Raw genomic sequence first — 12,774 nt, 5'->3', positions numbered from 1 at the left:
CATGGCTGAACTCGCAACCGTCGCTCGTCCCTACGCCGAAGCGCTGTTCCGTGTTGCCCAGCAGGGCAACCTGGCAGCCTGGTCCGAACTCGTGTCCGAACTGGCACAAGTCGGCGCCAACCCTGATGTGCAGGCGTTTGCCGCCAACCCGAACGTGTCCGCCGCCGATATCACCGGCGCCCTGACCTCGCTCGTGAAGTCGCCGATGACCCCGGAAGCGTCGAACTTCCTGACGATGCTGGCCGAAAACGGCCGCGTCGCGCTGCTGCCGGAAATCGGCGCGCAGTTCCAGGTGCTGAAGAACGCGCAGGCAGGCGCTGCCGACGCGACCATCTACAGCGCGTTCGACATGACCGATGCCCAGGTGGCGCAACTCGTCGCAACGCTGGAAAAGAAATTCGGCCGCAAGCTCAATCCCATGGTCACCGTGGACCCGTCGCTGATCGGTGGCGTGCGTGTGGTGGTCGGTGATGAAGTGCTCGATACCTCGGTACGCGCCAAGCTGCAACAGATGCATGTTGCGCTGGTCTCGTAAGCGTCACTTCGCAGGAACTTAGCACCTTCGACCGGCATCTCACGTCCTTGCCCTACGCATCAAGAAACTATTAGGAGTTAGCAATTATGCAACTTAACCCATCTGAAATCAGCGAGCTGATCAAGAGCCGGATCCAGGGCCTGGAAGGTTCGGCTGACGTTCGCAATCAAGGCACGGTGATCTCCGTCGCCGACGGTATCTGCCGCATCCATGGTCTGTCGGACGTGATGCAAGGCGAGATGCTGGAATTCCCTGGCAACACCTTCGGTCTGGCGATGAACCTCGAGCGCGACTCGGTCGGCGCCGTCATCCTGGGCTCGTACGAGCACATCTCCGAAGGCGACACCGTCAAGACCACCGGCCGCATCCTGGAAGTGCCGATCGGTCCGGAACTGCGTGGCCGCGTCGTCAACGCACTGGGCCAGCCGATCGACGGCAAGGGTCCGATCGACGCCAAGCTGACCGCCCCGATCGAAAAGATCGCACCGGGCGTGATTGCCCGTGAATCGGTTTCGCAGCCAATGCAGACCGGCATCAAGTCGATCGACGCGATGGTGCCGATCGGCCGTGGCCAGCGTGAGCTGATCATTGGCGACCGCCAGACCGGTAAATCGGCTGTGGCGGTGGATGCGATCATCAACCAGAAGGGCCAGGGCGTCACCTGCGTGTACGTGGCAATCGGCCAGAAGGCATCGACCATCAAGAACATCGTGCGTTCGCTGGAACAGCACGGCGCGATGGAGTACACCATCGTTGTCGCCGCATCGGCGTCGGAATCGGCCGCCATGCAGTACATCTCGGCCTACTCGGGCTGCGCGATGGGCGAATACTTCCGCGACCGCGGCGAAGACGCGCTGATCGTCTATGACGACCTGTCGAAGCAGGCAGTTGCCTACCGTCAAATTTCGCTGCTGCTGCGCCGTCCGCCGGGCCGCGAAGCCTACCCGGGCGACGTGTTCTACCTGCACAGCCGTCTGCTCGAGCGCGCAGCCCGCGTGAACGCCGACTACGTCGAGAAGTTCACCAACGGCGCCGTGACCGGCAAGACCGGCTCGCTGACCGCGCTGCCGATCATCGAAACCCAGGCAGGCGACGTCTCGGCCTTCGTTCCGACCAACGTGATTTCGATTACCGACGGCCAGATCTTCCTGGAGACCTCGCTGTTCAACGCCGGTATCCGTCCTGCGATCAACGCCGGTATCTCGGTCTCGCGCGTCGGTGGCGCCGCCCAGACCAAGGTCATCAAGGGCCTGTCCGGCGGTATCCGTACCGACCTGGCGCAGTACCGTGAACTGGCTGCGTTCGCGCAGTTCGCCTCGGACCTGGACGAATCGACCCGCAAGCAGCTGGACCGCGGTGCACGCGTGACCGAACTGCTGAAGCAGGCGCAATTCTCGCCGCTGTCGACCTCGCTGATGGCCGCATCGCTGTTCGCCGTCAACAAGGGCTACCTGGACGACATCGAAGTCAAGCAAGTGCTGCCGTTCGAGCACGGCCTGCACAACTTCCTGAAGGCGAGCCACGCTTCCCTGCTGTCGAAGATCGACGAAACCAAGCAACTGGACAAGGACGGCGAAGCTGCGCTGGCCGCCGCCATTGCTGATTTCAAGAAATCCGGCGCATTCTAATAAATGAGGAAGAATCCAGCATCGCAGTGGCAACACGGCGATGCTGGTGACCGGAAGGAGTAAGGACTCATGGCAGTAGGCAAAGAGATACGTGGCAAGATCAAGAGCGTAGAGAATACGAAGAAGATCACCAAGGCGATGGAAATGGTCGCCGCATCCAAGATGCGCAAGGCGCAGGACCGGATGCGCGCCGCCCGTCCCTACAGTGAGAAAGTTCGTAACATCACGGCGAATCTTGCTGGCGCGAATCCGGAGTACACGCACGTCTTCATGGCGCAAGCCAAGAACGTGCAGGCAAAAGCTGTCGGCTTCATCGTCGTCACGACCGACAAGGGTCTGTGCGGCGGCATGAACACCAACATCCTGCGCCAGGTGACGCAGAAGTCGCGCGAAATGGAAGCGGCGGGCAACCGCATCGAGGCCGTTGCCATCGGCAACAAGGGCCTGGGCTTCCTGAACCGCATCGGCGCCAAGGTCGTCTCGCACGCAACGCAGATCGGCGATACGCCGCACCTGGAAAAGCTGATCGGCCCGATCAAGGTCATGCTCGACGCATACCAGGACGGCCAGCTGGACGCGGTCTACCTGTGCTACACCAAGTTCATCAACACGATGAAGCAGGAACCGGTCGTCGAGCAGCTGCTCCCGCTGCCGGCCAAGCACCTGGAACAGGAAAAAGGCGGCATCTCGTGGGATTACATCTACGAGCCGGAAGCGCAAGTCGTGATCGACGAGCTGCTGGTGCGCTATGTCGAGGCCCTGGTGTACCAGGCCGTCGCCGAGAACCTGGCGTCCGAGCAGTCGGCACGCATGGTGGCGATGAAGGCGGCAAGCGACAACGCGGGTAACGTCATCGGCGAACTGAAGCTGGTCTACAACAAGACCCGCCAGGCAGCGATTACCAAAGAACTCTCCGAGATCGTCGCCGGCGCGGCAGCGGTCTAAATAAAGAATTTAACTATATCTGAAGGAACGAACATGGCTGATGGCAAAATCGTTCAGTGTATCGGCGCAGTGGTTGACGTGGAATTCCCGCGTAACGCCATGCCGAAGGTTTACGACGCACTGAAAATGGAAGGCTCCGAACTGACGCTGGAAGTGCAGCAGCAGCTGGGCGACGGCATCGTCCGTACCATTGCGCTGGGCAGCTCGGAAGGCCTGCGTCGCGGCATGACCATCCAGAACACCGGCAACCCGATCATGGTGCCGGTCGGCGTCGCGACCCTGGGTCGCATCATGGACGTGCTGGGCAACCCGATCGACGAGTGCGGTCCGGTCAGCCACGAGCGCATGGCCTCGATCCACCGCTCGGCTCCGGTGTACGACGAACTGTCGCCATCGACCGACCTGCTGGAAACCGGCATCAAGGTGATCGACCTGGTCTGCCCGTTCGCCAAGGGCGGCAAGGTCGGCCTGTTCGGCGGCGCCGGCGTCGGCAAGACCGTCAACATGATGGAACTGATCAACAACATCGCTAAAGCGCACTCGGGTCTGTCCGTGTTCGCCGGTGTCGGTGAGCGTACCCGTGAAGGTAACGACTTCTACCACGAAATGGCGGACGCCAAGGTCGTCGACCTGGAAAACCCGACCAACTCGAAAGTGGCGATGGTCTACGGCCAGATGAACGAACCGCCGGGCAACCGTCTGCGCGTCGCACTGACCGGCCTGACCATGGCGGAAGCCTTCCGTGACGAAGGCAAGGACGTTCTGTTCTTCGTCGACAACATCTACCGCTACACCTTGGCCGGTACCGAAGTGTCGGCACTGCTGGGCCGTATGCCGTCCGCGGTGGGCTACCAGCCGACCCTGGCCGAAGAAATGGGCCGCCTGCAAGAGCGTATTACCTCGACCAAGACCGGTTCGATCACCTCGATCCAGGCCGTGTACGTCCCTGCGGATGACTTGACCGACCCGTCGCCGGCAACCACCTTCGCCCACCTGGACTCGACCGTCGTTCTGTCGCGTGACATCGCCTCGCTGGGTATCTACCCGGCAGTCGACCCGCTGGACTCGACCTCGCGCCAGCTGGACCCGCTGGTCGTCGGCCAGGAACACTACGAGACCGCGCGCGCCGTGCAGGGCACCCTGCAGCGCTACAAGGAACTGCGCGACATCATCGCGATTCTGGGCATGGACGAACTGGCGCCGGAAGACAAGCTGACCGTGGCACGCGCTCGTAAGATGCAGCGTTTCCTGTCGCAGCCTTTCCACGTCGCTGAAGTGTTCACCGGTTCCCCGGGCAAGTACGTTTCGCTGAAAGACACGATCAAGGGCTTCAAGATGATCGCGTCGGGCGAACTGGACCACCTGCCGGAACAGGCGTTCTACATGGTCGGCACCATCGAAGAAGCGATCGAAAAAGCCAAGAAACTGGCCGCTTAATCGGTTTCTTCAACCTGAAGGACACACATGGCAAACACTATTCACGTTGACGTGGTCTCGGCCGAAGAGCAGATCTTCGCTGGTGAAGCCGAATTCGTCGCGTTGCCGGGTGAAGCGGGCGAGCTGGGTATCTACCCGAAGCACACCCCGCTGATCACGCGGATCCGCCCTGGTGCCGTACGTATCCAGGTGGCCGGCGGTGGCGAGGAGTTCGTATTCGTCGCCGGCGGCATCCTCGAGGTGCAGCCGAACGGCGTGACCGTGCTGGCCGACACCGCGATCCGCGGTGGCGACCTGGACGAAGCGAAAGCCCAGGAAGCCAAGCGCCAGGCGGAAGAACTGATGCAAAACCAGGACTCGAAGATCGACTACGCGAAAGCCCAGGCCGAATTGGCCGCGGCGATCGCGCAGTTGGCCGCGATCCAGAAGCTGCGCTCGAAGGGCCGTTAAATCCTTCGGTAGCAGCAACAGAAAGGCAGCCTGCGGGCTGCCTTTTTTTATTCCGCGCCCAGCGGAAATCAAGACAGCTTCGGCTGTCTTTTTTGTTGCCTGAACAATACTGAACAACGGTCTTTCTTGTTATTTCGAATAGTTTTCTATGTAAGCCTGTGTTGTACCGTAACAAATTACGTATTGATCCAGAACAATATGATTTCTCTGGTGGAAGTTAGCCCGTAGAATTCGTCCATAACGAGAAGAAACAAGGTTTTCCATGTCCATGACTCCAATTCCGCCCACGCTCGCCGGCTTTGCGGCGCAGCGCGGCACCGTGTTCGCCGTCGCCGGCGTGGACGGCGTCGCGCTCGACCTGTGCGAGACCGCTCCGCTCGATAGCCAGATGCCGGACGAGGGCCGCTTTTCCCTGATGTTCCGCGGACCGGCGCAACCGGTACTGCAGCAGGCGACGCACACGCTCGAGCATGCCGTCCTGGGAACGCTGGCGATCTTCCTGGTGCCTGTCGGCCGCGATGCGCAAGGCGTGCAATACCAAGCCATTTTCAACTGATATCGAACCCGGCCGTCACAACCGACCGGCCCGCCACCCGAGGAGCACCATGTCCGATCAGTATCTCGGCGAGATCCGCATGATCTCGTTCAACTTTCCGCCCAAAGGCTGGGCACTGTGCAACGGCCAGCTGCTGCCGATCAACCAGAATCAGGCCCTGTTTGCCCTGCTCAGGAATCGCTATGGCGGCGACGGGGTGGTGAACTTCGCCTTGCCGGATCTGCGCGGCCGCATGCCGGTGCACATGGGCCCAGGCTTCAATCTTGCTCAAAAGGGCGGCGAAGAAGCCCATACGTTGACGGTCAACGAAATGCCGCAACACGTACATGAGCTGAAGGCGAACACCGGCCTCACCACCGCCATGAGCCCCGCCAACGCCCTGCTCGGCAAGCGCGGGATGCGGGGACGCGACATGTTCGGCGCCGCCGCCAACCTGACGAACCTGCATCCCGGCAGCGTGACCACGGCGGGCGGGTCGCAGGCGCACGAGAACATGCAACCTTACCTCGGCCTGAACTTCGCCATCGCCTTGACCGGCATCTTCCCTTCCTCTAACTGATCGGAGCCCCACCATGCCACCTTATATCGGAGAAATCCGTATGTTCGCAGGCAACTTTGCGCCAGCCGGCTGGGAGTTGTGCCAGGGCCAATTGCTGCCGATCGAAGAGTACGACACCTTGTTCATGCTGATCGGCACCACCTACGGCGGCGACGGCCAGACCAACTTTGCCTTGCCCGACCTGCGCGGCCGCGTGCCGGTGCACGTCGGCGGCACGACCGGCAACGGGACCGGCCTGCGCCAGTTTGCCCTGGGCGGGGGAGGCGGGGTCGAGACCGTCACGCTGACCCCGAACCAGATGCCTGTGCATACCCATGCCGTGGTCGCAACGACCGACACGGCAGTCAGCACCTATGACGCCACCAACGGCGTGCCCGCCACGGTCGCCGCCACCAGCGTCTACGGGCCGGTCGGGACCCCGGGACCGATGACGGCGAACGCCATCGGCACGGCCGCCGGCGGCAACCAGCCGCACGCCAACATGGCGCCCTACCTGAGCGTGAACTTCATCATTTCGTTGTTCGGCATCTTCCCGATGCAGACTTAAGGAACACTTCAATGAGCGATCAATTTGTAGGCGAGATCCGCATCTTCCCGGGCGACTTCGCCCCGACCGGCTGGGCCCAGTGCAACGGCCAGCTGATGCCGCTGTCGCAGAACACCGCCCTGTATTCCTTGCTCGGCACCGTCTACGGCGGCGATGGCAAGAACACCTTTGCCTTGCCCGACCTGCGTAGCCGCGCGCCGCTGCAGCAAGGGCAGGGGCCCGGCCTGTCGAACCATCCGCTGGGCCAGGTCGGCGGCACGAGCGCCGTCACCCTGCTGCAAAGCGAGGTCCCGTCGCACAGCCACCAGCTGATGCATTCGGGCGGAGCGGCGGATGCCTCGACCCCGGCCCCGGAAAAGGGGTTTGCCCGCACCACGACGGCGCAGGTGTATGCGCCGGGCGACACCAGCGCGCCGGCCAGCCCGCAGGCGCTGGCCCCCAACGGCAGCAGCAGCCCGCACAACAACATGCAGCCTTACCTGGTGCTCAATTTCTGCATCGCCCTGCAGGGCATTTACCCGCCGCGTCCGTGATGAACCAGGAACTGCAGCTGCGCCCGATGCACCCCGGGGACGAGGCCTTCCTGCGCCGCGTCTATGCCGAGGTGCGTGCGCCCGAGATCGCGCTGTTCGGCTGGGATGCCGCCAGCGCGGAAGGCTTCCTGCACATGCAGTTCAACGCCCAGCACCATCATTACCAGAACCATTATCCGCAGGCCCGCTTCGACATCGTCGAGCGCGCCGGCGAGCCGCTCGGCCGCCTGTATGTGGACAGGAGCGCCGACGAGATCCATGTGATCGACGTGGCGCTGCTGGCGCAGTACCGCGGCCAGGGCATCGGCACCATCCTGTTGCGATCCCTGCAGGAGGAAGCGGCCCACGACGGACGCCGCCTCGTTCTCCAGGTCGAGCAGCACAATCCGGCGCAAGCGTTGTACCTGCGCCTCGGCTTTACCGAAACCGATTTCCACGGCATGCACCGGACAATGCAGTGGCTGCCCGCGCTGTCCGCCGCCCCGTCCCAGAACCAATAATGAAACGACGACAATTCCTGAAGTCCGCCGGTACGACGCTGGCGCTGGCCAGCTTCGGCCTGAACACCACGCTCGCGGCCGCCGCCGAGGATTTCCATTGGAGCCGCGCGAGCGCCGACGCACTGGTCGGCCAGTCCTTCTGGCTGAATCATCCCGAGTTCGGTGCGATGGCGATCACGCTGGCGGCCGTGCGCGTGCCGCCGACCAGAACGCCCGATCCGCGCCTGGACCAGTTCTCGCTGCTGTTCCGCACGCCGGCCGGGTTCGCGGTCGCCGACGGCATCTACGAGATGGACCATCCTGCGCTCGGACGCTTTTCGCTGCACCTGGCGCCGGGCGGCCATGACGCCCAAGGCGCCATGTGCCGTTCCGACTTCACCCTGCTGACCTGACCAACCCGACGGCCCTGTTACCGCCGCCCTAACCATCGCTCGCACCTGATCCCGCCATGCATAAACATGCCTCCACCAACCGTTTCTACCGGCTCGTCTGGAGCCACGTCCACTCCTGCTGGGTCGCCGTCGCGGAAGGCGCGCGCGGGCGTGGCAAGAGCGCCTCGCGCAAGCTGACGGCCGCGCTGGTCGGCACCGCGCTCTCGGGCGCCGCGCTGGCCGCGCCGCCGGGGTTTGCCGGTATCGCGGCGCCTGCCCCGAAGGCGCTGCCGGCCGCGCCGGCGGGGAACGCCTTGCCGACCGGCGCCCAGGTGGTGGCCGGCCAGGCCAGCGTGACCCAGGCGGCGAACCAGATGACGGTGCACCAGGGCAGCGACAAGGCAATCCTCAACTGGCAGAGCTTCGACATCGGCGCGAATGCCGGCGTGCGTTTCGTGCAGCCGAACGCGAATGCGGTGGCACTGAACCGCGTGCTGGGCAATGACCCTTCGCGCATCTATGGCCAGCTGAGCGCGAACGGCAAGGTCTTCCTGGTCAACGGGAGCGGCGTCCTGTTCGGCGCCAGCGCGCGCGTCGACGTCGGCGGCCTGATCGCTTCCAGCCTGGCGCTGCCGGACGGCGACTTCCTGGCCGGCCGCTATACCTTCAGCGGTTCGTCCAGCGCCGGCGCCGTGGGCAACGAGGGCAGCATCCGCACCAGTAACGGCGGCTACGTCGCGCTGCTGGGGCCGAGCGTGGCCAACAGCGGCAGCATCGTCGCGCCGAACGGCAGCGTGGCGCTGGGCGCCGGCGAACAGGTCGGCGTCGACCTGCGCGGCGACGGCCTGATCACCCTGCGCGTGGACCGCGGCGCGGTGGCCGCGCTGGCCGACAACAGCGGCCTGCTGCAGGCCGACGGCGGCCGCGTCGAACTGAGCGCGAAGGGCGCCGACGCGCTGGCGCGCGCTACCGTCAACAACACCGGCGTCGTGCAGGCGCGCGGCCTGGTGCATGATGGCGGCAGCATCCGCCTGGTCGGCGACGGCGAGGTGCATGCCGGCGCGCTGGACGCGTCCAGCGGCAACGGCAAGGGCGGCGCGGTCGCGGTCGAGGGCCGCTTCGTCGCGCTCGACGGCAAGATCGACGCCAGCGGCGTGCGCGGCGGCAGCGTGGACGTGAACGCGGCCGGCACCCTGTCGACCGCGGCGGCGACCAGTGCAATTGGTCGCGGCGGCGACGGCGGCGCGGTCAGCTACCGCAGCGCCGGCATGGTGATCGAGAGCAGCAGCGCCTCGGTCGACGCCAGCGGCCTCGCCAAGGGCGGCAGCATCGGCGTGCAGGGCGACAGCGGCGTGCTGTCGTCGAGCAGCTACAGCGCGCGTTCGAGCACCGGCATCGGCGGGCGCATCGACGTATCCGGCAACGACGTGCGCCTGCTCGGCGCCCAGCTCGACGCCAGCGGCAATACCCAGGGCGGCCTGGTGCGCGTCGGCGGCGCCTTCCAGGGCGGCGCCGTGCGTGCGGACGCGCCCGACCTGGCGCGCTTCGTGACGCGCTGGGGCCAGACGGCCCCGATCGCCAACGCCACCAGCACGTTTGTGAGCGACGGCAGCGCGATCAAGGTCGGCGCCACCGGACGCGCCGGCCAGGGCGGCACCGCCGTGGTCTGGTCGGACAAGCAGACCACGATGCTGGGCAGCGTCGACGCGCGCGGCGCGGGCGCCGCCGGCACCGTCGAGATCTCCTCGAAGGACGAGCTGCGCCACGTGGGCCTGGACCGCCTCGCGCTGGGCGCGGGCGGCCAGCTGCTGCTCGACCCGAAGAACATCACCATCGGCAGCTCGGGCAGCGCCTGGACCTACCAGGCCGTGCTCGGCAAGGGCGTCGCCGACAAGGGCACCGAAGTCGGCAACCTCGAGGACGGCGACGGTTTCGGCATGGCCGTGGCGCTGAACGCGGCGGGTACCCGTCTTGCGGTCGGCGCGCCGTATGACGACGGTTTTGGCATTGGTCCGAACACCGGTAACGAACGCGGTGCGGTGCACCTGTTCAGCTTTACGAACGCGAACTTCGCCGGTGCGACCCTGCAGGGGACGATTGGTTCCGGTTACACCGGCGGCAACAACCTCGCCATCGACCTGGATAATGGAGCGTGGTTCGGTAACTCGCTGGCACTCAACGCCGACGCCACACGACTGGCGGTTGGCGCGTCCAACGACGCAGGCGGCCTCGGCTCGGTACGCATGTTCAGTTTTGGCGGCGACCAGTTTGCCGCGCCGGTATTGACCGCGACCTTGAGGCCGGACAATCCTTCGCTCAACGTGCCGTTCACCAGCGCCTTTGGACAATCCGTCGCGCTGAATGCGGCCGGCGACCGGCTTGCCGTCGGCGCCCTGTACGATCAGGGCGCCAACGGCAACTGCGTCAACTGCGGCGCGGTTTTCCTGTTCAACAACGCTCTCGCCACCCCGACGTTCGTCAAGGGTATCGGCGCCGGCTATGCCGTCAACATGAATTTGCCGAGCGATGCCCAGTTCGGCATGTCGGTCGCCTTTGACGGCAGCGGCGACCGGCTCGCCGTCGGCGCCTATGGCGTCAACGACTCGAGCGGCGCGGTCTACCTGTTCAATAACCCCTACGGCGCGACCGTGCACGCCGCCACCTTCGGCAACGGCTTCACCGGCGGCAAGAACCTGAACGTGAACGTGCAGCGGTACGAAGGTTTCGGCTCGGGCCTGTCCTTCAACAGCAGCGGCACGCGCCTGGCGATCGGCTCGATGGGCGCCGGCAACGGCAACGTGCGCATCGTCGACTTCGTCGACAACCAGTTCAACGGCGCCGCCATCACCACCGTCCTCGGCAGCGGCAACACGGCGGGACCTGCTGCCGAGATCGGCCTGGAAGACGGCGAGAACTTCGGTGCTTCGGTCGCCCTGAACGCCGCCGGCGACCGCCTGGTCGTCGGCTCGCCTTTCGGCGACGGCAACGCCAACAACGCCAACTACGGCTATGGCGCGGTGCGCGCCTTCGGCCTGACGCCGGCCCCGGCCACCAGCCTGGCCTTCGGCGGCACACCGTCCGCCAACGCGACGATCGACGCCGGCATGCTGGAAAGCGCGCTCGACAGCGGCACCTCGATCACCCTGCAGGCCAACAACGACATCACCCTGGAAGCCGGCAACGACATCGTGGTCGCCGGCGGCAGCGGCAACGGTTCGCTCACGCTGCAGGCAGGCCGCAGCATCGCCCTGAACTCGACCATCATCACCGGCAACGCCGACCTGACCCTGGTGGCCAACGAAAGGACCGCCAACGGCGTGGTCAATGCCTACCGTGACGCCGGCGCAGCCAGCATCACCACCGCCGCCGGCACCACGATCAACGCCGGCAGCGGCCGGGTCAGCATGACGATCGCCGACGGCGCCGGCAGGACCGGCAGCGGCAGCGACAGCGGCGCGATCACCATCGGCGGCAACCTGCTGGCCGGCAGCGCCAGCCTGAAGAACCTGGGCACGAGCGCCAACAGCAACGTCGTCATCGGTGCGGGCGGCAGCATCCAGGGCACGGGCAACGACCTGATCGAGGTCGCCACCACCAACGCCGGCAGCACCTTCCTCAACTTCGCCAGCGCCGCCGGCATCAACCCGGGCGCGGGCCGCTACCTGGTGTACTCGAACAACCCGATGGCCACGCTCGAGGGCCTGAGCGGCTACAAGAAGCATTACAGCCAGGCGTATACCGGCATGACGCCGGTCTACGCCAGCAACGGCAACTGGTTCCTGTATTCGATCACGCCGACCCTGACCGTGAACGCGGCCGCGGCCAGCAGGACCTACGACGGCACCACCGCGCTGCCGGCGCTTGGCTTCAGCAGCGTGACCGGCTACATCGATGGCGACGACATCGGCGTCCTGACCGGTTCCCTGGGCGTGAGCGGCCTGACCAGGAACGCCGGCAGCTACGCGATCAATGCCGGCAGCCTCGGCAACAACCTCGGCTACGCGATCAACTATACCGGCGCCAATTTCACCATCACGCCGCGCGTGCTGACCGCCACCGTTACCGGCGTCAACAAGACCTACGACGGCAACAACGTCGCGGGCGTGAACTTCGGCGACGACCGCATCGTCGGCGACGTGCTGAGCTACGACGGCGTGGCCCGTTTCTCCGACAAGAATGCCGGCACCGGCAAGACCGTCGACGTCACCGGCATCACGCTCGGCGGTACGCACGCAGCCAACTACACGCTGGCCTCGAACAGCGCCACAACCAGCGCCGACATCGCCAAGCGCACCCTGGTGGTCGGCGCCACCGGCCTGAACAAGACCTATGACGGCGGCGCCGCGGCCAACGTGGTGCTGGACGACGACCGTGTCGCAGGCGACCTGCTGGCGCTCACCGCCGACGGCGCCAGCTTCCAGGACAAGAACGCGGGCAATGGCAAGACCGTCAGCGTCACCGGCCTCGCGCTGGGCGGCGACGATGCCGGCAACTACGCGCTGGCCTCGACCACCATCGCCACCAGCGCCAACATCTTCGCGCGCGTGCTGCATGCGAATGCCACCGGCCTGAACAAGACCTACGACGGCGGCACCGCGGCCAACGTGGTGCTGGGCGACGACCGCATCGCCGGCGACGTCCTGTCGCTGAGCGCGGACAGCGCCAGCTTCGCCGACAAGAACGCGGCTACCGGCAAGACGGTTACCGTGACCG

At 65.3% G+C, this 12,774-nt stretch carries 12 protein-coding genes; all 12 read left to right on the top strand.

All coding sequences use genetic code 11. The features are described 5' to 3' along the window. Position 1 precedes the first annotated feature (1 nt). Complete coding sequence (locus RT688_RS00895; protein WP_313702969.1) at positions 2-535, top strand: F0F1 ATP synthase subunit delta; 534 nt, start codon at positions 2-4, stop codon at positions 533-535. 86 nt (positions 536-621) lie between these two features. Next, positions 622-2,163: a F0F1 ATP synthase subunit alpha gene (atpA, locus tag RT688_RS00890; protein ID WP_312547429.1), complete on the top strand. Its 1,542-nt coding sequence runs from the start codon at positions 622-624 to the stop codon at positions 2,161-2,163. 69 nt (positions 2,164-2,232) lie between these two features. Continuing rightward, on the top strand, positions 2,233-3,108 hold the full coding sequence (atpG, locus tag RT688_RS00885; protein WP_312547428.1) for a F0F1 ATP synthase subunit gamma: 876 nt from the start codon (positions 2,233-2,235) through the stop codon (positions 3,106-3,108). Between the two features lie 33 nt (positions 3,109-3,141). Beyond that, entirely contained in the window at positions 3,142-4,545 is a 1,404-nt protein-coding gene (gene atpD, locus RT688_RS00880) for a F0F1 ATP synthase subunit beta (protein WP_313702968.1), read from the top strand. Between the two features lie 27 nt (positions 4,546-4,572). Continuing rightward, positions 4,573-4,995: a F0F1 ATP synthase subunit epsilon gene (locus RT688_RS00875; protein ID WP_313702967.1), complete on the top strand. Its 423-nt coding sequence runs from the start codon at positions 4,573-4,575 to the stop codon at positions 4,993-4,995. A 262-nt stretch (positions 4,996-5,257) separates the two neighbouring features. Then, positions 5,258-5,551 (top strand): DUF6916 family protein, encoded by a 294-nt coding sequence (locus tag RT688_RS00870; RefSeq protein ID WP_313702966.1) that lies wholly within the window; start codon positions 5,258-5,260, stop codon positions 5,549-5,551. A 79-nt stretch (positions 5,552-5,630) separates the two neighbouring features. After that, a complete protein-coding gene (locus RT688_RS00865; protein WP_313702965.1) occupies positions 5,631-6,110 on the top strand; it encodes a tail fiber protein in 480 nt (159 codons plus the stop codon). A gap of 40 nt (positions 6,111-6,150) precedes the next feature. Then, positions 6,151-6,657, top strand: a complete 507-nt coding sequence (locus tag RT688_RS00860) for a phage tail protein (protein ID WP_313702964.1) — start codon at positions 6,151-6,153, stop codon at positions 6,655-6,657. Between the two features lie 11 nt (positions 6,658-6,668). Beyond that, positions 6,669-7,190, top strand: coding sequence for a tail fiber protein (locus RT688_RS00855; protein ID WP_313702963.1), 522 nt, complete (start codon positions 6,669-6,671; stop codon positions 7,188-7,190). Continuing rightward, the gene (locus RT688_RS00850; protein WP_313702962.1) at positions 7,190-7,690 is read left to right on the top strand and encodes a GNAT family N-acetyltransferase; all 501 of its coding nucleotides are present in this window, start codon (positions 7,190-7,192) and stop codon (positions 7,688-7,690) included. Before RT688_RS00855 ends, RT688_RS00850 begins: the two co-directional genes overlap by 1 nt. Beyond that, the gene (locus tag RT688_RS00845; RefSeq protein WP_313702961.1) at positions 7,690-8,082 is read left to right on the top strand and encodes a DUF6916 family protein; all 393 of its coding nucleotides are present in this window, start codon (positions 7,690-7,692) and stop codon (positions 8,080-8,082) included. The genes RT688_RS00850 and RT688_RS00845 overlap by 1 nt, the downstream gene beginning before the upstream one ends. A 56-nt stretch (positions 8,083-8,138) precedes the next feature. Beyond that, positions 8,139-12,774: beta strand repeat-containing protein (locus RT688_RS00840; protein ID WP_313702960.1), on the top strand; the 4,636-nt coding region annotated here is incomplete at its 3' end.

It is taken from the genome of Massilia sp. (assembly GCF_032106685.1).
In the GTDB taxonomy this organism is placed as follows: domain Bacteria; phylum Pseudomonadota; class Gammaproteobacteria; order Burkholderiales; family Burkholderiaceae_D; genus Telluria.
This window is presented reverse-complemented; position numbering and strand designations above follow the sequence as displayed.

Coding starts and splice junctions, on each gene's coding strand:
- RT688_RS00855 (WP_313702963.1), top strand. CDS start 6,669: ATGAGCGATCAATTTGTAGGCGAGATCCGCATCTTCCCGGGCGACTTC.
- atpA (WP_312547429.1), top strand. CDS start 622: ATGCAACTTAACCCATCTGAAATCAGCGAGCTGATCAAGAGCCGGATC.
- atpG (WP_312547428.1), top strand. CDS start 2,233: ATGGCAGTAGGCAAAGAGATACGTGGCAAGATCAAGAGCGTAGAGAAT.
- RT688_RS00875 (WP_313702967.1), top strand. CDS start 4,573: ATGGCAAACACTATTCACGTTGACGTGGTCTCGGCCGAAGAGCAGATC.
- RT688_RS00845 (WP_313702961.1), top strand. CDS start 7,690: ATGAAACGACGACAATTCCTGAAGTCCGCCGGTACGACGCTGGCGCTG.
- RT688_RS00850 (WP_313702962.1), top strand. CDS start 7,190: ATGAACCAGGAACTGCAGCTGCGCCCGATGCACCCCGGGGACGAGGCC.
- atpD (WP_313702968.1), top strand. CDS start 3,142: ATGGCTGATGGCAAAATCGTTCAGTGTATCGGCGCAGTGGTTGACGTG.
- RT688_RS00865 (WP_313702965.1), top strand. CDS start 5,631: ATGATCTCGTTCAACTTTCCGCCCAAAGGCTGGGCACTGTGCAACGGC.
- RT688_RS00860 (WP_313702964.1), top strand. CDS start 6,151: ATGTTCGCAGGCAACTTTGCGCCAGCCGGCTGGGAGTTGTGCCAGGGC.
- RT688_RS00895 (WP_313702969.1), top strand. CDS start 2: ATGGCTGAACTCGCAACCGTCGCTCGTCCCTACGCCGAAGCGCTGTTC.
- RT688_RS00870 (WP_313702966.1), top strand. CDS start 5,258: ATGTCCATGACTCCAATTCCGCCCACGCTCGCCGGCTTTGCGGCGCAG.